Raw genomic sequence first — 23,022 nt, 5'->3', positions numbered from 1 at the left:
GCATGACGACGCTCAATCTGGGACACCTCGCCACTTTTCGTCTGGTCGTTCAACGCGGCAGCTTTTCTGCGGCAGCAGATGTAATGGGTATTTCCCAGCCCGCCGTCAGCCTGCAAATACGCCAGCTGGAGCAGTTTCTTCAGACGCGGCTGATCGAACGTACGGGGCGTGGAATCAAAGCCACTGCTGCCGGTGAGGCGCTACGGGTGCACGGTGAACGTCTTGAACTGGCGGTTGAGGAGACAATTCGTTCGGTTAGCGCATTCAATCAGGAAGTGAGCGGCACCATCACGCTTGGCACGGGCGCGACGGCCTGTATTCATCTGCTTCCAGCGCTGTTGCAGCAGCTTCGTGAGGAGTATCCCCTGTTACGGATCGGAGTGACGACGGGAAATACGCCAGATATCGTCAGGGCGATTGAGGAGAATCGGCTGGATATGGGGCTGGTCACGCTACCGGCGAGCGGTCGTACGTTGGCGATTATGCACGCGATGGAGGAAGAGTTTGTCTGGATTGGCGCGCAGGTTCAGCCGGAAGAAGGGGAGCAGTTTACGCCAGACTCTTTATACGCTCAGCCGCTCATTGCGTTTGAGTCGGGCAGCGGTACGCGAACGTTGATTGACGGCTGGTTTGAAGCCCGCGGACTAGCCGTCTCACCGGTTATGCAGCTTGGCAGTATTGAGGCCATCAAACGCATGGCACGTGCAGGGCTGGGCTACAGTATTGTGCCGCGAATGGCGGTGGAGCATGCCGACGACCGGGAGGGATTACGCGTTCAATCGTTAACGCCCGTTCTGCGCCGGCAACTGGCGATAGTGATGCGTCAGGATAAGATCCTCAGCAAAGGGATGACGGTAATTATTCGGCTGTTACAGCGTGAACATGGACGTTAGCGCTCGGGCGAATCCACTACGAGGCTTGATTGCTGCGACTGAATTTTGTCCTGATGGTGATACCAGGCGCCAATGGAGGAATAAACAAAGCGGCCAAAGAAAAACAGGAAACTGATGAGCAGTATGATGCGGGTCATCCGGGTGTTAAATCGATGTCGTTTTCGCATACGCGTAGCCTGACTCACTTTCTTTTCCTGAGTATACCCTTTTGGGCGATACGGCTATTAAGGCACAGCCGCAAGTCTGGGTCAATTCGGCGAAATGTAAAATACCGTCAATGCTTACATTAATTTATGTTATTAAAAACAACGCTTTTATTTATCGCATTGATAATTACAGGAAAAATATTCAAAAAAAACGTAAGAAAGGTTTATTCAGATAAATTAATTTGATTTAGGTCAACCGCATCCCGTCGTTGATATTTAAAATCCCTCCTCCACTGTGCTTGCCAGGAATTTTCCGGGCAACGTGTACGTCAGGTTGGATGCCTGTCTTCCTTTACCCTCTGGAGCGCAAGGGTTGTAAACGAGCATCTATGAATATTCACCACATCCTGAAGCAAAATAAAGACCGCTGGTGGGCACTTCCTCTTATTTTACCCGTCGTGTTACTCCCGGTACTAAGTGTGGCTAATACCTTAACGCAGCTGGGTGACGGTATCGTTGCGCTCTATTATCTCCCGCTCTCTTTTCTGCTGGCGCTGATGTTGTTCTTTGGCCTGGAAGCCCTCCCCGGGGTGGTGGTATCGCTATTTTTACGTTATTACCCCTCCGTTGGGTTATTTGAAACCGTGGCTGGCATTCTGCATTTTATCGTTCCTCTGGTGCTCAGCTGGGGCGGTTATCGCGTATTTGCGCCCCGGCGTAATATGACCGCTTACGGTGACATACGCCTGATGGGGCAGCGTATTTTCTGGCAGGTGTTTTGTCCGGCAACGCTTTTTCTGGTGCTGTTTCAGTTTGCGGTTTATCTCGGCATTTATGAGAGCCGCCAGAGCCTCGCGGGACTAAATCCCCTCAATATTCGGACACTTATTAACTATCAGGGGCTACTGGTGAGCGGGCTGACGGGCGTGCCGCTAAGCTACCTGCTGATCCGCCTGATACGGCATCCACGCTATATCAAGGGACTGATGTCCCAGCTCCGCGCGCAAATAGACAAAAAGGTGACGGCCGTTGAGTTTGTGGTGTGGTTTTTAGCCCTGGGCGGGTTGCTGGTCATGCTGCTGCTGCCCATGAATGCAAACAGTTCCATTTTCAGTACCAACTACACCTTGTCCCTGCTGATGCCCGTGATGTTCTGGGGGGCGATGCGCTTTGGCTACAAGCTGATGTCACTCATCTGGACGCCGGTCCTGCTGGTGTCGATTCACTTTTTTTATCACTACATTCCGGTGCAAGAGGGGTATGGCATTCAGCTGGCGATCACCTCATCCAGCTATCTGGTCTTTTCCTTCGTTGTGACGTACATGTCGATGCTGGCGACACGCCAGCGCGCCATCAATATTCGCTCCCGCAGTCAGGCTTTTCTCGATCCGGTGGTGCATATGCCCAACCTGCGGGCGCTGTCGCGCGAGCTGGCCAGTCATCCGTGGTCAGCGCTCTGTTTACTGCGCGTGCCCGAGCTGGAGGTACTGGGACGCAATTACGGCGTGATGCTGCGGATCCAGTATAAACAGCAGCTGGCGCAATGGATAAACGGCACTCTTCAGCCCAATGAGCGAGTCTATCACCTCACCGGGTATGACATGGCGGTGCGTCTGGATGCGGAGTCGCATCAACAGCGCATTGAGACGCTGGACGAGCATATCAAGCAGTTCGTTTTTGTCTGGGATGGTATGCCGGTACAGCCTCAGGTCGGCATAAGCTATTGCTATGTGCGCTCACCCGTCAATCACCTCTATCTGGTGCTGGGGGAGCTGGGCATCGTGGCCGATCTCTCCCTTTCTACCAACCACCCGGAAAATCTTCAGCAGCGCGGGGCTGTTCACTTGCAGCGTAGCCTGAAAGATAAGGTCGCGATGATGAGCCGTTTACAGGCCGCGCTGGAGCAGGACGCTTTTACCCTGCTGGTTCAACCCGTTCGCGGGCTGCGCGGCGATTGTTATCACGAGGTGCTGCTGCGAATGCGTGATGATAATGGGGCGCTGATCTTTCCCGAACAGTTCCTGCCCATAGCACAGGAGTTTGGTTTATCGTCGCGTGTCGATTTATGGGTACTGGAGCGTACGTTGAGTTTCCTGGCACAGCACCGCCAGCGGTTGCCGGGCCAGCGCTTTGCGATCAACCTCGCACCTTCTACCGTCTACCGGGCGCAGTTCCCGCTTGAAGTGAGCCGCCTGTTAGCCAAATACGCCGTTGAAGCATGGCAGTTGATCTTTGAAGTGACCGAAAGCAGCGCCTTTGGTCATGCGGATCTGGCGGCGTCTACCCTCAGGAAATTACAAAAAATGGGCATCCGGATCGCCATTGATGATTTTGGCACCGGCTACGCCAGCTATGCGCGGTTAAAAAGCGTGGACGCCGACATCCTCAAAATCGACGGCGGTTTTATTCGCAATATTGTCAGCAACAGCCTGGATTACCAGATTGTGGCTTCTATTTGCCATCTGGCCCGGATGAAGAAAATGCTGGTGGTGGCGGAATATGTGGAAACAGAAGAGATACGTAGCGCGGTGCACGCGCTAGGTATCGATTATGTGCAGGGTTATTTGATTGGGTTGCCGGCTGAGCTTGATACGTTGCTCGACACGGAGCCTTCTCAGGAGAGCGCCTGAGCCGTTACGCTGCCGCCTCAGAACTCTCTTCTTCAATCTTCAACAGCCAGCCGGTGACCGCTTCCCAGTACTGCTGCTCTTTTTCCAGATCCAGCAGTACCAGCGCGTTCTGGCTGAACCAGTCGTGCGGGAAGCTCAGCGTCCAGTGATAGTCATCCGTTTTTAGCTTCAGCGTCGGCGGCGTGGTGGTCGCCTGTCGCTGATTATTGAGCAATACGCCCAGGCGCAACAGCTGAATGAGCGGCAGGAACTGCTTTTTCTTAAACAACGTAAAGCGCGGCAGATCGTCGAGCTTGATGGCTTTGCGGTGATAGCGGACCAGCGTCGCCATCATGGTTTGCTGCTCCTGGTTGAAGCCAGGCAGATCGCTGTTTTGCAGAATATAGGCTGAATGGCGATGCATTCCGCTGTGGTTAATGTTCAGCCCCACCTCGTGCAGCATGGCGGCCCATTTTAACAGTGCGGCCAGCTGCGGATGCGCCAGCTTAGGATTTTGCTCCTCCCACTGCTCGTACATCTGCACCGTGGTTTCGAGAACGCGCTTCGCCTGTTCACGGTCGATGTTGTACTGGTTGGCCAGGCTCTGCGCGGTACGGCTGCGAATATCCTGATGACGGAAACGTCCTTCCATCTCATACAGCACGCCTTCACGCAGGGCGCCGTCAGAGAGGCGCAGTTCTTTGATCGCCAGCGCGTCAAACACGCCGCAGAGGATCGCCAGCCCCGGTACGAACACGGCTTTACGTTCGTCGGACAGACCCGGCAAACTCAGGGCGTCGAAGCTCTTATGCTTAAGCACCTCTTCGGTGAGTTTCACCAGGCGCTCAGGCGTAATAAACCCGTCTTTTTCACCCATCGCCAGCAGCACTTCATGGGCCGCTTTAATCGACCCTGATGCGCCCAGCGCCACGTTCCAGCCCTGAATACGGTATTGCCAGGCCAGATTTTCCAGTTTTTGTACGGCGGCCATGCGCGCGCGCTGGAAGTTTTCGCGGGTGATGATGCCGCCCGGGAAATACATCTGCGCGAAGCTGACGCAGCCCATACGGCGGCTTTCCACCAGACGCGGCTCGAAGTCTTCGCCAATCACCAGTTCCGTGGAGCCACCGCCGATATCAATCACCAGCTTGCGGCCTTTTTCCGGCTGCGTATGCTCCACGCCCATAAAAATCAGGCGCGCTTCTTCGTTACCGGAGATGATCTCAATCGGGTAGGGGATAACCTTTTCCGCGCGCTTAAGAAATTCCGGCGCGTTCAGCGCCTGGCGTAGCGTATGCGTTCCAACGATGCAGACGCTGGACGGTGAAAAGCCTTGCAGACGTTCTGCGAACAGCGACAGGCAGTTCAGCCCGCGCTCCATAGCCTCTTCGCTCAGCATGTTACGCGCGTCGAGACCATCGGCCAGATGCACACGCTGCTTCAGACGACCGATGATCTGCATCGCGCCATCCACCTCGCGGGCGATGACCATATGGAAACTGTTTGAGCCAAGATCGACCGCAGCGAACTCCTGCGGGCGTGGGGTATTATCGTTTATTGGCATAGGTTAATCGGGTTGCTCAAGTGATTTAATGTAATCGTAAATCGCCAGCTGCGAGCGCACTTTACGGCGATTGCCGCGCGGTACATAGCGATTACTGAGTTCTTTGTCGATATAACGTGCTTTCACCGTATCGCTGAACAGGATCTCGATAATGTCCAGGATACGCTGCTTCAGGCGAGGATCCAGCAGCGGTGCCGCCACTTCAATACGGTAATCAATGTTACGCGTCATCCAGTCGGCGGACGAGAGGTATACGCGCTTATGACCGGCGTTATCGAAAATATAGACGCGATCGTGTTCAAGATAGCGATCCACAATGCTGATCACGCGGATGTTATCGCTAATGCCTTCCAGTTCCGGAATGAGCGAGCACATGCCACGAATGAGCAGATTTACCGGAACGCCAGAACTGGAGGCCGCGTACAGGCGGTCCACCAGGCCTTTGTCCACCAGATTGTTGAGCTTCAGCGTAATGCCGGACGACAAGCCGTTCTGCGCATTGGCAATCTCTTTGTCGATCATATCGTACAGCAGGCGCCGTGAGTTCTGCGGTGACACCAGCAGATAATCGAAGCTCACCGGGCGGTACGGGTTCTCAATGAAGTTGAACACCCGACGCACTTCGTTGGTGATGCGGGCATCGGCAGTCAGCAGCGAATAGTCGGTGTAGATTCTCGCGGTTTTCTCGTTAAAGTTCCCGGTACCGATATGGGCGTAGCGCACCACCTCGTCACCCTCTTTACGGGAGATCAGGAACAACTTGGCGTGAATTTTCAGCCCCGGCGCGGAGAAGATGACGTGCACGCCCGCTTCCGTCAGTCGGCGCGCCCAGTGGATGTTGGCCTCTTCGTCGAAGCGAGCCTGGAGCTCAACTACCACGGTCACTTTCTTGCCGTTGTGCGCCGCGTGGATCATCGCATCGATGATGCGGGAATCTTTCGCCACGCGATAAATATTGATTTTAATCGCCAGCACGTTCGGATCGAATGAGGCCTGACGCAGCAATTCCAGCACGTGCTCAAAGGTATGATACGGATAGTAGAGCAGTACATCCCGTTCGCGGATGGCGTCGAACCCGTTGCGGAACTTATCGAACCAGATATGGCGCAGGCGCGGCAGCGGTTTGTTCACCAGATTGGCTTTGCCGACGTTCGGGAAGCCAATGAAATCTTTAAAGTTGTGGTAACGCCCGCCGGGAATAATGGAGTCGTAGCGGGAGATGGTCAGCTTATCGCGCAGCATCTCCACCATTGCGTCCGGCATATCACGCTGATAGACAAACCGCACCGGCTCTGCCGTCAGGCGCTGCTTGAGGCTGGAAGACATCAGCTCCATCAGGCTGGCCTCCATCTCATGCACCAGATCGTACTCGGCGTCACGGGTCATCTTCATCGAGTAGGCGTTGAGCGCGTCGTAATCGAAGAAGCCTTTGAAGATATCGTCCAGGCAGTAGCGCAGGATGTTATCCAGCAGGATCATCGGCTTACGTCGGCGCGGGGTTTCCGGCGGCAGGTTTACAAAGCGTGGGACTTTATCAGACGGTATTTCCAGCAGCGCGTAGTTAATGGTCTCACCACGAATGATTTCTACCGCCAGATAGGTGTAGTCATCTTTCAGGAACTGCACCAGATCGGTTTCACGGTTGATCAGAATCGGGGTGATATGCTGGCGCAGATAATGTTTAAAATAGTGGCGCAGCCAGTTTTGCTGATTCGCGGAGAGCTGGCGTTCGTTGATCAGGAAGATTTGGTTGCGTGCCATTTCCAGCAGCAGCTCGTTATAGAGGCCATCAAATTCCTGATCGGCTTTCATGACGCGAGACTGGATTTTTCCAAGCAGATGTCGCGAGTGGGAGTTTAAGCCCTGTTCTTCGCTGATGATGATTCGGCGTTTCAGTTCGGCGAAGCGAACCTTGTAGAACTCATCCAGATTGTTGGAATAGATGCCTAAAAAACGCATACGTTCAATCAGCGGGTTGGTTTTATCGGCCGCTTCCTGAAGTACACGTTCGTTGAATGCTAACCAGCTTAGCTCTTTCTCGATGTATAACTTTTCCTGACCCATTACAGCTCACACTCCAGTTCAATCACAGGACGTGGTAAATCCGTCTCGTCCTTATTATGGCGAGCATTTCCACGATATGTCCAACAGTGCCAGAAAAGTATGACAGTTATTTTTTTATTGGGGAATTTAGAGGGTTGGGGGAGGGGATGTCGGGTGGCGCTGCGCTTACCACGACCTACGGGACCGTAGGCCCGTGCAAGCGAAGCGCCGCCGGGCAATTCAAACAGACTACTCTTCGGCAGCATAACCCTGCGGGGGCAACTTCACTCCGTCCAGCCAGGCTGCGCCGTCGCGCATCTCAAGACGGCCGTCAACAAACCAGCTTACCACCAGCGGATAAATGGTGTGTTCCTGAGCCTGTACACGTTCGGTCACGTCGTCTTCGTTGTCACCGTCAAAGACCGGTACTTTTGCCTGCAAAATGACCGGACCGCCGTCCAGCTCGTCGGTAACGAAATGCACGGAGGTACCATGCTCCTCATCGCCGTTCTCCAGCACCTGACGATGGGTGTGCAGACCGGGGTATTTTGGTAGCAGGGAAGGGTGGATATTGAGCAGTCGTCCGGCGTAGTGTGCAACAAAAGCCGGGCTCAGGATGCGCATGTAGCCTGCCAGCACCACCACGTCAGGCGCGTAGGCGTCAATCTCCTGCACCAGCTCACGGTCAAAGGCTTCACGCCCGGCGAACTGGCTGGCTTCCAGCGCGTGCGCAGGAATGTTCGCTTCCCGCGCGCGCTCAAGGCCGAATGCATCGGCCTTGTTGCTGAATACTGCCCGAATGGTGCCATTGATTTTCTTCTGTTTGCAGGCGTCTATGATTGCCTGCAAATTGCTTCCGTTGCCGGAAATGAGCACCACGATGTTTTTCATTCAATGACCACACGCTGTTCGGAATCGGAAGCTTTAATCGTACCGATTTTCCACGCGTTTTCACCTTTTTCTGTCAGCAGCTTAACCGCTTTATCCGCTTCGCTGGCGGGCAGGGCGATAACCATGCCCACGCCGCAGTTAAAGGTGCGGTACATTTCATGCTCGCTCACGTTGCCTGCGGTTTGCAGCCAGTTGAAGACGGACGGCCACTGCCATGAGGAGGCGTCGATCACCGCCTGGGTATTATCCGGCAGCACGCGCGGAATGTTTTCCCAGAAGCCGCCGCCGGTAAGGTGAGCGATGGCGTGCACGTCAACGTTCTCAATCAGCTCCAGCACGTTTTTCACGTAGATGCGGGTCGGGGCCAGCAGGTGATCGGCCAGCGGTTTGCCGTCCAGCTCGGTGGTCAGCGGGTCGCAACCGCTCACTTCGAGGATCTTACGCACCAGAGAGTAGCCGTTGGAGTGCGGACCGCTGGAGGCCAGCGCAACCAGCACATCGCCGTCAGCCACTTTGCTGCCGTCGATAATTTCTGATTTTTCTACCACGCCGACGCAGAAGCCTGCGACGTCATAATCTTCACCGTGATACATGCCAGGCATTTCTGCGGTTTCACCGCCGACCAGCGCACAGCCGGATTGCAGGCAGCCTTCGGCGATACCGTTAATGACGCTGGCTGCGGTATCCACGTCCAGCTTGCCGGTCGCGTAGTAATCCAGGAAGAACAGCGGCTCAGCGCCCTGTACCACCAGGTCGTTGACGCACATCGCCACCAGATCGATACCAATCGTATCGTGACGCTTAAGATCCATCGCCAGGCGCAGTTTTGTACCGACACCATCCGTACCCGAGACCAGCACAGGTTCACGATATTTTTGCGGCAGCGCGCACAGTGCGCCGAATCCACCCAGGCCACCCATCACTTCCGGGCGGCGGGTTTTTTTCACCACACCTTTGATTCGGTCAACCAGCGCATTACCTGCGTCAATATCAACACCGGCATCTTTGTAGCTGAGAGAAGTTTTGTTGGTCACGGCTTAAATCCCCACGCGATTGCATAGCTAGTAAGAAAAATCGGCGCAATTCTAACAGTCCAGGCAAACGTTTGCGAGCCTATTCTCGGCGTGGGGATCTTTTTTTCTGTGCGGCCTGTCCAGGGCAACAAACTTGACTCTGTTCACGAAAATGAAACCGGTTTCGGCGATCTGCTTGCAACGGCAATCCCCTTTGCACATCATCAAACTGAAACCGGTTTCTGTAACTGTTTTTGCAGAAAATAACGCAGAATGAGGGATAGCGAATGTCAGGATTTAAAGCAGGTTTTCTGTGGGGTGGGGCCGTTGCGGCGCACCAGCTTGAAGGCGGCTGGAAAGAGGGCGGCAAGGGCGTGAGCGTTGCCGATGTCATGACGGCAGGTGCCCATGGGGTACCGCGTGAAATCACCAACGGCGTGATGGAGGGGCAAAATTACCCAAACCACGAAGCCATCGACTTCTATCACCGCTATAAAGAAGACATCAAACTCTTTGCCGAAATGGGGTTCAAATGCTTTCGCACCTCCATCGCCTGGACGCGTATCTTCCCGAAAGGCGACGAGCTGGAGCCGAACGAAGCGGGACTCCAATTCTATGACGATCTGTTCGACGAGTGCCTGAAGCACGGCATCGAGCCGGTGATCACGCTTTCCCACTTCGAGATGCCTTTCCACCTGGTGACGGAATACGGCGGCTGGCGCAACCGTAAGCTGATCGACTTCTTTGTCCGCTTCGCGAAGGTCGTTTTTGAGCGCTACCAGCATAAAGTGAAGTACTGGATGACCTTTAACGAGATCAACAACCAGGCCAACTTCCACGAAGACTTTGCGCCGTTTACCAACTCCGGGCTGAAATATGCGCCGGGAGAAGATCGCGAGCCGGTGATGTTCCAGGCGGCGCACTATGAGCTGGTGGCCAGTGCTCTGGCGGTGAAGGCGGGGCGCGAGATCAACCCGTCACTGCAAATCGGCTGCATGATTGCCATGTGCCCCATCTATCCGCTGACCTGTGCCCCGGACGACATGATGATGGCGATGAACGCCATGCATCGCCGCTACTGGTTCACCGACGTTCACGTGCGCGGCAAGTATCCGCAGCATCTGCTCAACTACTTTGAACGTCGCGGCTTCGCGCTGGATATTACCGAAGAAGATAAAGTGGCGCTGACGCAGGGCTGCGTGGATTACATCGGGTTCAGCTACTACATGTCTTTCGCTACCAAAGCGACGGCGGATAATCCGACGCTGGATTACGACGAGAGCAAGAGCCTGGTTTCTAACCCGTACGTGCAGAAATCGGACTGGGGCTGGCAGATCGATCCTGTCGGGCTGCGCTACTCCCTGAACTGGTTCTGGGATCACTATCAGCTGCCGCTGTTTATTGTGGAAAACGGCTTTGGCGCGATCGACGTGCAGGAGAGCGACGGCACGGTGAACGACCAGTACCGCATTGACTACCTTTCCGCCCATATCCGCGAGATGAAAAAAGCGGTGGTGGAAGACGGCGTGGATCTGATGGGCTACACGCCGTGGGGCTGTATCGACCTGGTCTCTGCCGGCACCGGCGAGATGAAGAAACGCTACGGCTTTATCTTTGTCGATAAAGATAACGAAGGTAACGGCACGCTGAACCGCAGCAAGAAGAAATCGTTCGACTGGTATAAGCAGGTGATTGCCAGCAACGGCGATAACCTGTAATTGTCGGGTGGCGCTAACGCTTACCCGACCTACACTACACGTAGGCCCGCGTAAGCGCAGCGCCACCGGGCAGAACCCGCACCCAAGCCGGAGCTTCGCCTCCGGTTTTTTTGTCTCTAAATCACTTTGATTGATATACGTCAAGCAAGATGGGTATGGCCTAATCCGAAAAAAGCGGTATAATCCCGCGATTTTTTTGCGGATGCCACCTCAGAGGAGAAAGAGAATGAAGATTGTGGAAGTGAAACACCCACTCGTTAAACACAAGTTGGGCCTGATGCGTGAGCATGACATCAGCACGAAGCGTTTTCGCGAACTGGCTTCTGAAGTGGGTAGCCTGCTGACCTACGAAGCGACCTCTGATCTGGAAACGGAAAAAGTGACCATCGAAGGCTGGAACGGCCCGGTACAGGTTGAGCAGATCAAAGGTAAAAAAATTACCGTGGTGCCAATCCTGCGTGCGGGTCTGGGCATGATGGAAGGCGTGCTGGAGCACGTCCCAAGCGCGCGTATCAGCGTGGTGGGTATCTACCGTAACGAAGAGACGCTTGAGCCGGTCCCGTACTTCCAGAAGCTGGTCTCTAACATCGATGAGCGTATGGCGCTGGTGGTTGACCCGATGCTCGCGACCGGCGGTTCGATGATAGCCACCATCGACCTGCTGAAAAAAGCGGGATGCAGCAGCATCAAAGTGCTGGTGCTGGTTGCGGCGCCGGAAGGTATCGCGGCGCTGGAAAAAGCGCACCCGGACGTTGAACTCTATACCGCGTCTGTCGACCAGGGACTGAACGAGCACGGGTACATCATCCCGGGGCTCGGCGATGCCGGCGATAAGATTTTTGGTACTAAATAATCGAATAACGATAAAGAAGCCGACTTTGATAGTCGGCTTTTTTTTGAATAAAAACCAACAATGACACTCAGAGGAAAACACTATGACGCGCCGTGCTATCGGGGTGAGTGAAAGACCGCCGCTTTTACAGACAATCCCGCTTAGTTTGCAGCACCTGTTCGCCATGTTTGGCGCAACCGTGCTGGTGCCAATCCTGTTTCACATTAACCCGGCTACCGTGCTGCTGTTTAACGGCATCGGTACGCTGCTTTACCTCTTCATCTGTAAAGGCAAAATCCCGGCCTATCTCGGGTCGAGCTTCGCGTTTATCTCCCCGGTACTGCTGTTGCTGCCGCTGGGTTATGAGGTCGCGCTGGGCGGCTTCATCATGTGCGGCGTGCTGTTCTGCCTGGTCTCCTTCATCGTGAAGAAAGCCGGTACCGGCTGGCTGGACGTGATGTTCCCGCCTGCGGCAATGGGGGCCATCGTTGCCGTCATCGGCCTGGAGCTGGCGGGCGTGGCGGCGAACATGGCTGGGCTGCTGCCTGCGGACGGTCAGTCACCGGATTCTAAAACCATTATTATTTCGCTGGTGACGCTGGGCGTGACGGTATTCGGTTCCGTCCTCTTCCGCGGCTTTATGGCGATTATCCCAATCCTGATCGGCGTGCTGGCGGGTTACGCGCTCTCCTTCGTGATGGGCGTTGTGGATACCACCCCGATTGCCGAGGCGCACTGGTTCGCGCTGCCAACCTTCTACACCCCGCGCTTTGAATGGTTCGCCATTTTCACCATTCTGCCTGCCGCGCTGGTGGTGATTGCTGAGCACGTCGGCCACCTGGTGGTGACGGCGAACATCGTGAAGCGCGACCTGATCCGCGACCCGGGCCTGCATCGCTCCATGTTTGCCAACGGTTTCTCCACCATCATCTCTGGTTTCTTCGGCTCCACGCCAAACACGACTTACGGTGAGAATATCGGCGTAATGGCGATCACCCGCGTCTACAGCACCTGGGTTATCGGCGGCGCGGCGATCATCGCCATTCTGCTCTCCTGCGTTGGTAAACTGGCGGCAGCGATCCAGATTATCCCGGTGCCGGTGATGGGCGGCGTTTCTCTGCTGCTGTACGGGGTGATCGGTGCCTCCGGTATTCGCGTGCTGATTGAATCCAAAGTGGATTACAGCAAGGCGCAGAACCTGATCCTGACCTCCGTTATCCTGATTATCGGCGTGAGCGGCGCGAAGGTGCACATCGGCGCGGCAGAGCTGAAGGGTATGGCGCTGGCGACCATCGTCGGCGTCGGCCTGAGCCTGATTTTCAAGCTGATCTCGGTGATCCGCCCGGAAGAGGTGGTGCTGGACGCGGACGACAGCGAAAAAGCGCCACATTGATCGTCATGCCGGGCGAAGGATCGCCCGGTTCTCTCCTTGCAGGTTCCGTGTTAAACTCCATTCCGATTTTATGTAAGATCTCTGGTTGAGGTATTTCTGAACGGACCGGCACAGCTCTCTCTGCCACTTTATCTCCCTGACGATGAAACTTTCGCGAGTTTCTGGCCGGGTGATAACCCCTCTTTACTGGCTGCACTGCAAAACGTGCTGCGCCAGGAACACAGCGGATACATCTATATCTGGTCACGCGAAGGCGCGGGACGCAGCCACCTGCTGCATGCCGCCTGTGCGGAGCTTTCTGCGCGCGGTGACGCGGTAGGCTATGTGCCGCTGGATAAACGCACCTGGTTTGTGCCTGAGGTGCTGGAGGGCATGGAACATCTCTCCCTGGTCTGCATTGATAATATCGAATGCGTGGCGGGGGACGAACCGTGGGAAATGGCGATCTTTAACCTCTACAACCGCATTCTGGAGTCGGGCAAAACCCGGCTGCTGATCACCGGCGATCGTCCGCCGCGCCAGCTCAATCTGGGGCTGCCGGATCTGGCGTCTCGTCTGGACTGGGGGCAAATCTACAAGCTGCAACCGCTGTCGGATGAAGACAAACTCCAGGCACTTCAGTTGCGCGCCAGACTGCGCGGATTTGAACTGCCGGAAGACGTAGGGCGCTTCCTGCTCAAGCGTCTGGATCGGGAGATGCGCACGCTCTTTGATACGCTCGATCAGCTCGATCGCGCCTCCATCACCGCCCAGCGCAAGCTGACCATTCCGTTTGTGAAAGATATTCTTAAGCTTTGAGTTTTTTGCCCGGTGGCGCTGCGCTTACCGGGCCTACGAAAACCCGTCATACCTTGCAGGCCGGGTAAGGCGCAGCCGCCACCCGGCTAAAGATCCCCCAACAAGTGCTCCACCAGCAGCGGAATCGGTCTTCCCGACGCCACGCTCCGTCCGTTTTCTCGCCACAGCGCCGTCCCGCTGATATCCAGATGCGCCCACGGAATAGTCGGCGGGCAGAAATGGTGCAGCAGCCACGCCGCCGAGGCGCTGATCGCCGCATTGTTGGTCGGCGTGTTGCACAGATCGGCAATCGCGCTGTCGGTTTGCTTTCTCAGCCTCGCATCCAGCGGCAGGGACCACACCTCGTCGCCGCTCCGTTTGCCCGCGAGCGTCAGTGCCTGACGCAACGGCTCATCCTGGGTCATCAGCCCGCTCAGCTCATACCCCAGCGCTTTCACCACCGCTCCGGTTAAGGTCGCCATATCAATAATATAATGCGCCTGCGGATGGCGCTGACTCGCCCAGGCGATAGCGTCTGCCAGCACCAGCCGGCCCTCGGCATCGGTGTTGTTGATTTCCACCGTAATGCCGTTGCAGGCTGTTGCCACCGTGCCGGGCTGCATGGCGTCGGGGCCGATGGCGTTTTCCGCCAGCGCCAGCACGCCCATGATGCGCACGGGTAATTTCAGCTCCGCAACGGTCAGCATCAGCCCGAGCACGTTAGCCGCGCCGCACATGTCATATTTCATGGTGTACATGCCCGCGCCTTCCTTCAGCCACAGGCCGCCGGTGTCAAAGGTAATGCCTTTTCCCACGTAGCAGCGCACCGGGCCATCAGACACGCCGTTATAGTGAATAGCCAGCAGGCGAGGCGGGCAGGTCGCCCCTTTGCCAACGGCGTGCAGTAGCCCCAGCCCCTGCTCAACAATTTGCTTTTCATCCAACACCTCGCAGCGCAGAGCAGGGCTGGCGGCACACAGTTTTTGCGCCTCTTCCACCACAAACTGCGGCGTACAGCGGTCGGATGGCATATCCGCCAGACGTCGTGCCGCAACCATGCCGAGCGCAATGGCCTGCTGCTGGCGGAAGGTCGTCTCCAGCTTCGCCTGCTGTTCCGGCAGGCAGAGGGCAGTGATGCAGGTAAGGCGCAGCGCTTCGTCCGTCTTCTTCAGCTTCAGGTCACTGAGCATGTGCGCCTGATTAAAGAGAAAACGCAGTACCTGCGCCAGCACCACATCGTCGATATCCGTCACGTCCAGCACGAGTTCGGCGCTGGCGGGGGCGGTAAGCAGCGGTCGCAGGGCCGTGATCAACCCTTCGGTCAGGGCGTCATGCCAGAGCGCATCCGGCAACAGAGTGATGCGGGCAAACGGCGCGCAGCCAAAGCGCGCGTCCGCGACGGTGCTCTGCTGGCGCATTTCAGCGATAAGAGCGCTATCCGGTAACAGGGAACTGTCAGCGCGCGCAATCAAATGGCTCTGCGGCTTCGCGTCTGAAAGCGCGTTGATAAACTGGTACGTGATCATCATAACTCCTCAATCGGTGCGCGGATCCGCGCGGCATAGGCCTGCATCCACTCATCATCTACCGCGTGATAGTGCGTTTTCTCCCGCAGGCGTTCAGTACGGAAAACGGTGAGGGGCTGGCGAGCCGTCGCCACCACGAACGAGAAGGTTTTGATGTTGGTCGCGGCGCCAAATTCTCCTTTGCTGTTCATGCACACCACGGAGAGATCGCCCGCGCGACCGAAGCGCGACATCAGTTTGTCTTCCAGTTCGAACACGACCGAATCCGCCGCCTGCTGCGGCGTCATGCCTTGCGCCATCCGGCGAACGATTTCGTAGCTGGTACAGCCCTTCATCAGATCTTCACCGACGCCCGTGGCGGTGGCCGCGCCGGTTTCGCTGTCGCAGTAAAAGCCGGAGCCGATGATGGGTGAGTCACCGAGGCGACCGCGTTTTTTCATAAACAGGCCGCTGGTGGAAGTGGCGACGCTCATCGAGCCCTGTTTATCGAGGCCGATGATGCCGACGGTGTCATGTCCGTCGTAGGGGCTTAACCCCTTATCCAGCGTTTCGCGGCAGCGCTTACGGTAGTGTTGCATGGCGCGATCCGTGAGCATGGTTTTATCGGCAAAGCCCTGACTCAGCGCCCATTCGCGCGCGCCCTGGCCGACCAGCAGGCTGTTATAGCGCTGGCGGCTGAGCGCGTGCGCCACGCGCACTGGGTTGGCGATATCCACCAGATTCCCCACGGCGCCGAACGCCAGCGTGTCGCCGTCCATATAGGCCGCGTCCAGCTCTACCTCGCCGTTTTCGGTGGGCAGCCCGCCGTAGCCGACGGATTTATAAAACGGAAAGTCCTCGACGGCGGCGACGGCATCCACTACCGCCGCAGCGACAGGTTTGCCCGCAGCCAGGGCAGACGCGGATTCCGTTACCCCTTCAAGCGCCATTCGCCAGGTTGCGATAATTCCCCACATGCTTTACTCCTGTTTTGCAAGGGTGGTGTCGGTTTGCGTAACGCTGGCTATTTCCGCCGCGCGGTACTGTTTATCCAGGATACGCATGAAAGGCAGGTACAGCATGGCGCCAATCAGCAGGTTGATCAGCTGCATCACGCTGCCGCTCAGGTGCCCGGTGACAATAAAGCCGCTGATGACCGGCGGCAGCGTCCAGGGGATAAACACCCCGGTGGTGACGGCGACCGCACCAATTTTCATCGCCAAATACTGCACGGTGACCAGCACCAGCGGCACCAGATTGAACGGGATGAGCATGATTGGGTTCATGATCACCGGCAGGCCAAAGAGAATCGGTTCGTTGATGTTAAACACCGAGGCACCCGCACCGAGGCGCGCCACTTCGCGCATGTTTTTGCTGCGGGCGAAAATCAGCATCGCAATCACCAGCGACAGCGTGGCGCCCGCGCCGCCCATCCAGATCATGTCAAAAAACTGTTCGGTGATGATGTGCGGCGGCGTCGTTCCCGCCTGAATCGCGGCGATGTTGTCGGTCTGGTTCTCCATCCACAGCGGACGAATAATCCCGTTGATCATCGAACCTGAGTTAATGCCCACTGACCACAGAATGGTGATGCTGAATACGGTCATCAGCGCCCCGAAATAAGAGGTGCCGTAGTGGCGCACCGGGGTGGCAACCACTTCATAAATAAACTGGTGGATGGTGTGGTAGTGGGTGTTTTCAAAGATGATGCGGATAAGCAGCACCAGAATCATCACCAGCAGGGCCGGGATCAGGGCCGCGAACGACTCCTGCACCGCAGGAGGCACGCCGTCCGGCATTTTGATGACCAGCTTTTTGCGCTTCAGCCAGCAGAACAGTTCCGTCCACAGCAGGGAACCGATCATCGCCACGAACAGCCCTTTGCTGCCAATCCACTCCACCGGCATCACGGTAATGCCGCCGTTTTCCGCCACTTTGATAAAGGGCGTCAGGATCAGAAACGCGACCAGCGCCAGGATGCCGCAGGAGATGCGGTCCTCGCCATAATGCTCAGCCAGGCGGTAGGCCACCAGGAAGCTGATAAACAGCGACATGGTTGAGAACACCGCGTTAAACGGGATCTCTATAATCGCACTCCAGCTCTCACCAAAGGCCTGAGACATAAACTGCTGATAGGCCTGATTCGGGAAGGAGGAGATCACCAGCAGGATGGAGCCGACGATGATAAACGGCATGAATGAAACGTAGGCCCCACGAATGGCCCCAAGATGACGCTGCTGGGCCGTTTTCGCCGCCAGCGGCATCAGTTTTGCTTCAAGAAATCCCAGAACATTGTTCATTGTGAACTCCGTACAAGATTGAGAGGTGTTGTTTATGTTATGTCTGTGGATTATCAGTGAAGCGCGGCGAGCGAAAGGTGAAATCGGTCACAAAGCATTCGCTGCTCTGATATAAATCTCATAAGATTAGTTGCGGAGAGAGACGCGATGGAAATCAAACTGCATGCCAACGCCACCACCACACCGCGTATCCGTCGTTATCTTCAGCAGTCAGATAAAAGCGACAGAGAGCTTGCCGTTGAGTTGGGTATCTCGGTCACCACCGTCAGGCGCTGGCGCAACCGCGACCAGGTTTCGGATAACCACACCACGCCAAAAGTGATACATAAAGCGTTGAGACAAGAGCAGGCAGCACTAATAAATGCTCTGCGTGATATCACCGGTGCACCGCTGGATGAACTGCTGCTGCTGGTGAATGACGGACTCGGGATCGCCGTTTCCCGCGCGACCCTGAACCGCTACCTCAAACCGGCTTCGGTAAGACAAAAGGGGGCGTCGTTGCAGGGCAAAAAGGCGCTGAAGGCCGGTATCATGCCGCAGAAGCTACTTCTGCATCATCAGCCGCTATCGCTGCATATGGACGACGGTGGGGAGCAACACCTGCTCTGGGCGCGTGAACCCGTTAGCGGCTGGTGCTACGCCCGGCTTTATGCCGGTGTCTCGCCGCAGTTGCTGACCCGCTGGACGAACGAGGTGCTGGCTGCCTGTCCGGCTGATATTCAATCTGTTGAGACTTTTGGGCTGGCAGTGAACTTGCCGGAGCATAACGTCACCGTAAAAGTGCATTCACAGTATTATCTTGCCCTTCAGGCCACCGTGCCGTTACGTGAGATCATTCCGCGGGTGAACAGTGAACCGGCGGGAGCGCTGTTGATCCAACTGTGTGAGTTTTACAACCGGGGAAAAGCGCAGAAAAAGCTGGGAGAGCGTACGCCGCAGGCGTTTCTGGAAGCGCTGCGGCGTAACGATTAGACGATCCCGAGCACGTCTTCCGGTGGACGGCCGATACGCGCCTTGCCGTTCGCCACCACAATCGGGCGCTCAATCAGCTTTGGATTGTCGACCATCGCCTGAATCAGCCGATCTTCTGTGAGACTGGTATCGTTCAGATTAAGCGACTTATACAGATCTTCTTTCTGACGCATCAGGTCGCGTGCGCTGCCCATGTTAAGCATCTTCAGCAGCTGGCGGATCGTCTGCGCATCCGGCGGCGTCTCCAGATACAACACCACTTCCGGATCGATGCCGTTAGACTTCAGCAGATTCAGCGTCTCGCGGCTCTTGGAGCAGCGAGGGTTATGGTAAATTTTTACCGCGTCTGTCATGACTTCTCCTTTATTACATCTTCTCGTACGGCTTAAAGCGTTGTTGCAGGCCGCGCAGCTGGTCGATTCGCGCATCGTAGCGGGCCTGTTGCAGGCTGCCAAGCTTCACCTGTGAGCTGGCGCTGCTCAACAGGGAAATGGCCTGATCGAGGCGACCCGCCAGCGCCAGGCCTTCCGCACGCGCGGCCAGCTCCTGATCGCGGTTACCCAGTTGCCCCTGGGCCTGGGCGAGCAGTTCCCAGCCGTTCTGGTCATCTTTATTGTTAAAGGTGTAGCGGTTCAGAATGATCACCGCCTCGCCGGGCTGGCCGCCCTGTAAGTAGGCGTTCGCCAGGTTAAGCTGCAATACCGGATTGTTGCGAATGTCTTTCGCCCCTTTCAGACGATTGATCGCATCGGTCGCTTTTTTCTGCCCCAGATCGATATCGGTGGCGAGGTCAAGATACCACGGATTGTCAGGCGCCGACGCCAGCAGCGGCTGTAGCGCTTTACGCGCTTCATCGTACTTGCTGGCCTCCATCGCCTGGAGCGCCTGACCATACTGCGCCGCGTTCTTCTCGCGCACGTTGCCTTTCGCCAGCGCGTCCAGCAGATCGCTGGTGAGCTGATTACGACCGGAGTTGTACATGCCAAGCGTTCTCACTTTGGCCATGTAGAAATCCTGCGAAGACTGCACCACGACCGGACGCATCTGGTTGGCACGGTTACGGGCATCCGAGAGTCGGCTTTCCGGCAGCGGGTGGGTCAACAGAATTTCAGGCGGGCGCGACGAGTAGCGTGCCTGGTCGAGCAGTTTTTCCAGGAAGCTCGGCATGGCCTGCGGGTCAAAGCCGGAACGCTGTAAAACCTGAATGCCGATGCGGTCTGCTTCCTGCTCGTTCTGCTGGGTAAAGCTGATCATCCCCTGACGCGTCCCCGCCAGCGTCCCGGTAAGCGCCGCCATCCCGGCCTGCGGGCTGGCCATCGCCAGCAAAATGGAACCCAGCGCGCCCACCCAGGTCAGGGGGGCGTTACGCTTCTGATCTTCCATTGCACGCGCCAGATGGCGCTGGGTGACGTGCGAAATTTCGTGCGCCATGACGGACGCCAGCTGGCTTTCGTTATCGGAATAACGGAACAGCGCCGAATGCAGCACCACGTTCCCGCCAAAGAAGGCGAAGGCGTTGATTTCGTCGTTATTGATTAAATAGAAATGGAAGGGCGTTTTTACCGAGTCGGCGTGCGCCACCAGCCGCATCCCCAGACCGTTGATGTACTGCACCAGCAAAGGGTCGTTAATCAGCGGAGCACTGCCGCGTAGCTGGCGTACGTAATAATCACCCATCTGCATCTCCTGCCCGATGGAGAGCGTGCTTCCTGCCGTGGTGCCCATGTCCGGCAATGAATCGGACGAGTCAGCGAAAGCGGGCAACACCTGACCCACCGTCACGGCGGCAATCAGTGTCGCAACCAGTGTTTTTCTCAACTGCCTGAACATAACCACTGTCCTGTATTTTGGATGTGCTAATTTGACCGATGAACCCGCATAACGTTCATCTCCGCTGCTCTGCGAGTGTAGCCGTGTTAAGAGATGAAGAAAATCCCATTCATCAGGGTGTTGCGAAACCTGACAGTGAAACAAAAAGGAAAGTCTTTTTTGTGACAGTTAGATACAATTCACCGTCTCACTCCCGCCATTCGATTCAGGGAAGGGTTGTATGCTCGAAATGTTAATGCAGTGGTATCGGCGTCGGTTTAGCGACCCGGAAGCCATTGCTTTGCTGGTCATTCTGGTTGCCGGATTCGGTATCCTGTTCTTCTTTAGTGGCCTGCTGGCACCGCTACTGGTGGCGATTGTACTGGCGTATCTGTTGGAGTGGCCCACCGCGCGTCTGGAACATATCGGCTGTTCCCGCCGCTGGGCGACCAGCATTGTCCTGGTGCTGTTTGTCGGTATTCTGCTGCTGATGTCCTTCGTGGTGATGCCCATCGCCTGGCAACAGGGGATCTACCTGATCCGTGATATGCCCGGCATGCTGAATAAACTGTCTGATTTTGCCGCCACGCTGCCGCGCCGCTATCCTGCGCTGATGGACGCCGGGATTATCGATGCGATGGCCGAAAACATGCGCGCCCGCATCATGACCATGGGTGATTCGGTGGTGAAATACTCTCTGGCCTCGCTGGTGGGGTTGCTGACGCTGGCGGTTTACCTTGTTCTCGTGCCGCTAATGGTGTTTTTCCTGGTCAAAGATAAAGAGCAGATGCTGAACGCGGTGCGCCGCGTGCTGCCGCGCAATCGCGGTCTCGCCGGTCAGGTCTGGCAGGAGATGAACCAGCAGATCACCAACTACATTCGCGGCAAAGTGCTGGAGATGATTGTGGTGGGCGTGGCGACCTGGATTGGCTTCGTGATCTTCGGGCTGAACTACTCGCTGCTGCTGGCGGTGCTGGTCGGATTCTCGGTTCTGATCCCGTATATCGGCGCGTTTGTGGTGACCATTCCGGTTGTGGGGGTGGCGCTGTTCCAGTTTGGTCTGGGTACGGAGTTCTGGAGCTGTTTCGCCGTATACCTGATTATTCAGGGACTGGACGGAAATCTGCTGGTACCGGTGCTGTTCTCAGAAGCCGTTAACCTGCATCCGCTGGTGATTATCCTGTCAGTGGTGATTTTCGGCGGGCTGTGGGGATTCTGGGGGGTATTCTTCGCCATTCCGCTGGCGACGCTGATTAAAGCCGTGGTCCACGCGTGGCCGGATGTGCCGGCGGTGGAAGATAAGTAGATTTAGTGCGGGCTGATGACCTCACCCCAACCCTCTCCCACGGGGAGAGGGGGGCAAACACTAAAAACGGTAGCATGCGCTACCGTTTTGCATATACCTTGTAGGCCGGGTAAGCGCAGCGCCACCCGGCACTAAAATGATCACGCGTTCTCTTTCAGCCACTTCAACACCACGTCGTGGTGGTTGCTGGTTTTGAAATCATCAAACACGTGCTCAACTTTACCGTCAGCGCCAATCAGGAAGCTGATACGGTGAATACCGTCGTACGTTTTGCCCATAAAGGACTTCTCACCCCAGACGCGAAACTGCTCGCAAACCTGGTGGTCTTCATCGGAAAGCAGCGTGAAGTTCAGCAGCTCTTTTTCCGCAAAACGTGACAGCTTCTCTGGCTTATCGGTGCTGATGCCCAGCACTTCCACACCGACCTTTTTCAACTCATCCATGTTGTCGCGTAGACCGCAGGCCTGTACGGTACAGCCCGGGGTCATGGCTTTCGGGTAGAAATAGACCAGAACACGCTGTCCCTGGAAGTCGGTCAAATTTACTTGCTCGCCGTCTTGATCCGGTAAGCTAAATTTCGGTGCGATATCACCGGCTTTCAGTGGGTTCATTACTCAACTCCATCCTGTTCGTGCTGCGAATAATCGACGACGCTTATACTGCCTTGCGCGTGTAATTCTGTACAGAGGGCTTTGAACGCTTGCTCGATATTTGACGCATCCTGCGAGGCAGGGCTGTGTGCGGTAATTTGAATAAACAGCGTCGGGATTGCGTTTTCATCGCCCGGCTGTGTGCGGGAAACCAGTTCGGCAATGTTCATCTGATGGCTGTCAAACAGCGCCGTAAAACGTTCAATCAGATGAGGTGAATCAGGCACTTCAACCTGTACCCAGACCGTGGCAGGCAGAGCCGGACGCGGGCGCGCGGTGGTGCGCTTCATCACAATCAGTAAATCCAGCTCTGCGCCTTTCAGCGGCAGGGTAGATTCGATGAGGGTAATGGCATTCCATGTTCCGGAAAGCAGCATGATGAACGTGAACTCTTCGCCAAGCATAGCCAGCCGGCTGTCTTCGATGTTGCAGCCGCAGCTGCTCACGTGGCGAGTGATGGTATTCACGATACCCGGCCTGTCAGCACCCAGCGCAGTGATAACCAGGTAATGTTGTGATGAGGTTGTCAAACCTGTTCTTCCTTTGCGTGGTTAAGTCTTCCTAAGGAAAGCATAAAAAAAACATGCATACAACCGCCTGA

At 56.1% G+C, this 23,022-nt stretch carries 20 protein-coding genes; 8 read left to right on the top strand and 12 right to left on the bottom strand.

Annotated elements, in window-relative coordinates; all coding sequences use genetic code 11:
* Positions 1 to 2 precede the first annotated feature (2 nt).
* Complete coding sequence (locus tag DD597_RS09285; RefSeq protein ID WP_045330470.1) at positions 3 to 893, top strand: LysR family transcriptional regulator; 891 nt, start codon at positions 3 to 5, stop codon at positions 891 to 893.
* Here the strand turns inward: DD597_RS09285 and DD597_RS09280 are convergent.
* A complete protein-coding gene (locus tag DD597_RS09280) occupies positions 890 to 1,060 on the bottom strand; it encodes a YfgG family protein (RefSeq protein ID WP_032659730.1) in 171 nt (56 codons plus the stop codon). The two genes, DD597_RS09285 and DD597_RS09280, sit on opposite strands and share 4 nt — an antisense overlap.
* Positions 1,061 to 1,428: 368 nt before the next feature.
* Here DD597_RS09280 and DD597_RS09275 point away from each other — a divergent pair, with 368 nt between their 5' ends.
* The gene (locus DD597_RS09275) at positions 1,429 to 3,669 is read left to right on the top strand and encodes an EAL domain-containing protein (RefSeq protein ID WP_129256113.1); all 2,241 of its coding nucleotides are present in this window, start codon (positions 1,429 to 1,431) and stop codon (positions 3,667 to 3,669) included.
* A gap of 4 nt (positions 3,670 to 3,673) precedes the next feature.
* On the opposite strand, the gene ppx is transcribed toward DD597_RS09275, so the two are convergent.
* The 4 genes from ppx to purM form a co-directional block, all read right to left on the bottom strand.
* On the bottom strand, positions 3,674 to 5,212 hold the full coding sequence (gene ppx, locus DD597_RS09270; RefSeq protein ID WP_063158775.1) for an exopolyphosphatase: 1,539 nt from the start codon (positions 5,210 to 5,212) through the stop codon (positions 3,674 to 3,676).
* A 3-nt stretch (positions 5,213 to 5,215) separates the two neighbouring features.
* Entirely contained in the window at positions 5,216 to 7,276 is a 2,061-nt protein-coding gene (ppk1, locus tag DD597_RS09265) for a polyphosphate kinase 1 (protein ID WP_129256112.1), read from the bottom strand.
* Between the two features lie 228 nt (positions 7,277 to 7,504).
* The gene (gene purN, locus DD597_RS09260) at positions 7,505 to 8,146 is read right to left on the bottom strand and encodes a phosphoribosylglycinamide formyltransferase (protein WP_129256111.1); all 642 of its coding nucleotides are present in this window, start codon (positions 8,144 to 8,146) and stop codon (positions 7,505 to 7,507) included.
* Positions 8,143 to 9,180 (bottom strand): phosphoribosylformylglycinamidine cyclo-ligase, encoded by a 1,038-nt coding sequence (gene purM, locus DD597_RS09255; protein WP_023300680.1) that lies wholly within the window; start codon positions 9,178 to 9,180, stop codon positions 8,143 to 8,145. Before purM ends, purN begins: the two co-directional genes overlap by 4 nt.
* 266 nt (positions 9,181 to 9,446) lie before the next feature.
* Here purM and DD597_RS09250 point away from each other — a divergent pair, with 266 nt between their 5' ends.
* From DD597_RS09250 to DD597_RS09235, 4 genes are all read left to right on the top strand, one after another.
* Positions 9,447 to 10,877, top strand: a complete 1,431-nt coding sequence (locus DD597_RS09250; RefSeq protein ID WP_129256110.1) for a 6-phospho-beta-glucosidase — start codon at positions 9,447 to 9,449, stop codon at positions 10,875 to 10,877.
* 226 nt (positions 10,878 to 11,103) lie between these two features.
* Positions 11,104 to 11,730, top strand: a complete 627-nt coding sequence (gene upp, locus DD597_RS09245; protein WP_003860560.1) for a uracil phosphoribosyltransferase — start codon at positions 11,104 to 11,106, stop codon at positions 11,728 to 11,730.
* Between the two features lie 82 nt (positions 11,731 to 11,812).
* Positions 11,813 to 13,102, top strand: a complete 1,290-nt coding sequence (gene uraA, locus DD597_RS09240; protein WP_003860558.1) for a uracil permease — start codon at positions 11,813 to 11,815, stop codon at positions 13,100 to 13,102.
* Positions 13,103 to 13,198: 96 nt separating this feature from the next.
* Positions 13,199 to 13,900, top strand: a complete 702-nt coding sequence (locus DD597_RS09235; RefSeq protein ID WP_211482948.1) for a DnaA inactivator Hda — start codon at positions 13,199 to 13,201, stop codon at positions 13,898 to 13,900.
* Positions 13,901 to 13,986: 86 nt separating this feature from the next.
* Here the strand turns inward: DD597_RS09235 and DD597_RS09230 are convergent, their stop codons facing one another.
* The 3 genes from DD597_RS09230 to celB are packed head-to-tail and all read right to left on the bottom strand — an operon-like array spanning position 13,987 to position 17,684.
* Positions 13,987 to 15,405, bottom strand: a complete 1,419-nt coding sequence (locus DD597_RS09230) for a M17 family metallopeptidase (RefSeq protein WP_045337239.1) — start codon at positions 15,403 to 15,405, stop codon at positions 13,987 to 13,989.
* Positions 15,405 to 16,361, bottom strand: coding sequence for a N(4)-(beta-N-acetylglucosaminyl)-L-asparaginase (locus DD597_RS09225; RefSeq protein WP_063944233.1), 957 nt, complete (start codon positions 16,359 to 16,361; stop codon positions 15,405 to 15,407). Before DD597_RS09225 ends, DD597_RS09230 begins: the two co-directional genes overlap by 1 nt.
* A 3-nt stretch (positions 16,362 to 16,364) precedes the next feature.
* Positions 16,365 to 17,684, bottom strand: a complete 1,320-nt coding sequence (celB, locus tag DD597_RS09220) for a PTS cellobiose transporter subunit IIC (RefSeq protein WP_003860552.1) — start codon at positions 17,682 to 17,684, stop codon at positions 16,365 to 16,367.
* A 147-nt stretch (positions 17,685 to 17,831) separates the two neighbouring features.
* On the opposite strand from celB, the gene DD597_RS09215 reads away from it, so the two are divergent.
* Complete coding sequence (locus DD597_RS09215; RefSeq protein WP_003860550.1) at positions 17,832 to 18,656, top strand: hypothetical protein; 825 nt, start codon at positions 17,832 to 17,834, stop codon at positions 18,654 to 18,656.
* Here DD597_RS09215 and arsC read toward each other — a convergent pair.
* Positions 18,653 to 19,009 carry an arsenate reductase (glutaredoxin) gene (gene arsC, locus DD597_RS09210; RefSeq protein ID WP_003860549.1) on the bottom strand — a complete coding sequence of 119 codons (357 nt, stop codon included), beginning with the start codon at positions 19,007 to 19,009 and terminating at the stop codon, positions 18,653 to 18,655. The two genes, DD597_RS09215 and arsC, sit on opposite strands and share 4 nt — an antisense overlap.
* 13 nt (positions 19,010 to 19,022) lie before the next feature.
* The gene (gene bepA / locus DD597_RS09205) at positions 19,023 to 20,486 is read right to left on the bottom strand and encodes a beta-barrel assembly-enhancing protease (RefSeq protein WP_023314632.1); all 1,464 of its coding nucleotides are present in this window, start codon (positions 20,484 to 20,486) and stop codon (positions 19,023 to 19,025) included.
* Between the two features lie 220 nt (positions 20,487 to 20,706).
* On the opposite strand from bepA, the gene DD597_RS09200 reads away from it, so the two are divergent.
* Positions 20,707 to 21,771, top strand: coding sequence for an AI-2E family transporter (locus DD597_RS09200; RefSeq protein ID WP_023314631.1), 1,065 nt, complete (start codon positions 20,707 to 20,709; stop codon positions 21,769 to 21,771).
* A 140-nt stretch (positions 21,772 to 21,911) separates the two neighbouring features.
* On the opposite strand, the gene bcp is transcribed toward DD597_RS09200, so the two are convergent.
* Both bcp and DD597_RS09190 read right to left on the bottom strand, forming a co-directional pair.
* A complete protein-coding gene (gene bcp, locus DD597_RS09195; RefSeq protein ID WP_023325031.1) occupies positions 21,912 to 22,382 on the bottom strand; it encodes a thioredoxin-dependent thiol peroxidase in 471 nt (156 codons plus the stop codon).
* The gene (locus tag DD597_RS09190; protein WP_000213743.1) at positions 22,382 to 22,951 is read right to left on the bottom strand and encodes a glycine cleavage system transcriptional repressor; all 570 of its coding nucleotides are present in this window, start codon (positions 22,949 to 22,951) and stop codon (positions 22,382 to 22,384) included. Before DD597_RS09190 ends, bcp begins: the two co-directional genes overlap by 1 nt.
* Positions 22,952 to 23,022: the final 71 nt, after the last annotated feature.

It is taken from the genome of Enterobacter cloacae complex sp. 677-3DZ2D5B (genome assembly GCF_004136695.1).
Classification (GTDB): domain Bacteria; phylum Pseudomonadota; class Gammaproteobacteria; order Enterobacterales; family Enterobacteriaceae; genus Enterobacter; species Enterobacter hormaechei_C.
Note: the sequence above shows the minus strand (reverse complement) of the source record. Positions and strands in the feature narration are given on the sequence as shown.

Excerpts from the sequence above, each read along its gene's own strand:
- DD597_RS09285 (WP_045330470.1), top strand. The coding sequence starts at position 3 with ATGACGACGCTCAATCTGGGACACCTCGCCACTTTTCGTCTGGTCGTT.
- DD597_RS09215 (WP_003860550.1), top strand. The coding sequence starts at position 17,832 with ATGGAAATCAAACTGCATGCCAACGCCACCACCACACCGCGTATCCGT.
- ppk1 (WP_129256112.1), bottom strand. The coding sequence starts at position 7,276 with ATGGGTCAGGAAAAGTTATACATCGAGAAAGAGCTAAGCTGGTTAGCA.
- celB (WP_003860552.1), bottom strand. The coding sequence starts at position 17,684 with ATGAACAATGTTCTGGGATTTCTTGAAGCAAAACTGATGCCGCTGGCG.
- bepA (WP_023314632.1), bottom strand. The coding sequence starts at position 20,486 with ATGTTCAGGCAGTTGAGAAAAACACTGGTTGCGACACTGATTGCCGCC.
- DD597_RS09275 (WP_129256113.1), top strand. The coding sequence starts at position 1,429 with ATGAATATTCACCACATCCTGAAGCAAAATAAAGACCGCTGGTGGGCA.
- bcp (WP_023325031.1), bottom strand. The coding sequence starts at position 22,382 with ATGAACCCACTGAAAGCCGGTGATATCGCACCGAAATTTAGCTTACCG.
- DD597_RS09225 (WP_063944233.1), bottom strand. The coding sequence starts at position 16,361 with ATGTGGGGAATTATCGCAACCTGGCGAATGGCGCTTGAAGGGGTAACG.
- purN (WP_129256111.1), bottom strand. The coding sequence starts at position 8,146 with ATGAAAAACATCGTGGTGCTCATTTCCGGCAACGGAAGCAATTTGCAG.
- DD597_RS09230 (WP_045337239.1), bottom strand. The coding sequence starts at position 15,405 with ATGATCACGTACCAGTTTATCAACGCGCTTTCAGACGCGAAGCCGCAG.
- upp (WP_003860560.1), top strand. The coding sequence starts at position 11,104 with ATGAAGATTGTGGAAGTGAAACACCCACTCGTTAAACACAAGTTGGGC.
- ppx (WP_063158775.1), bottom strand. The coding sequence starts at position 5,212 with ATGCCAATAAACGATAATACCCCACGCCCGCAGGAGTTCGCTGCGGTC.
- DD597_RS09280 (WP_032659730.1), bottom strand. The coding sequence starts at position 1,060 with ATGCGAAAACGACATCGATTTAACACCCGGATGACCCGCATCATACTG.
- DD597_RS09200 (WP_023314631.1), top strand. The coding sequence starts at position 20,707 with ATGCTCGAAATGTTAATGCAGTGGTATCGGCGTCGGTTTAGCGACCCG.
- arsC (WP_003860549.1), bottom strand. The coding sequence starts at position 19,009 with ATGACAGACGCGGTAAAAATTTACCATAACCCTCGCTGCTCCAAGAGC.
- uraA (WP_003860558.1), top strand. The coding sequence starts at position 11,813 with ATGACGCGCCGTGCTATCGGGGTGAGTGAAAGACCGCCGCTTTTACAG.
- DD597_RS09250 (WP_129256110.1), top strand. The coding sequence starts at position 9,447 with ATGTCAGGATTTAAAGCAGGTTTTCTGTGGGGTGGGGCCGTTGCGGCG.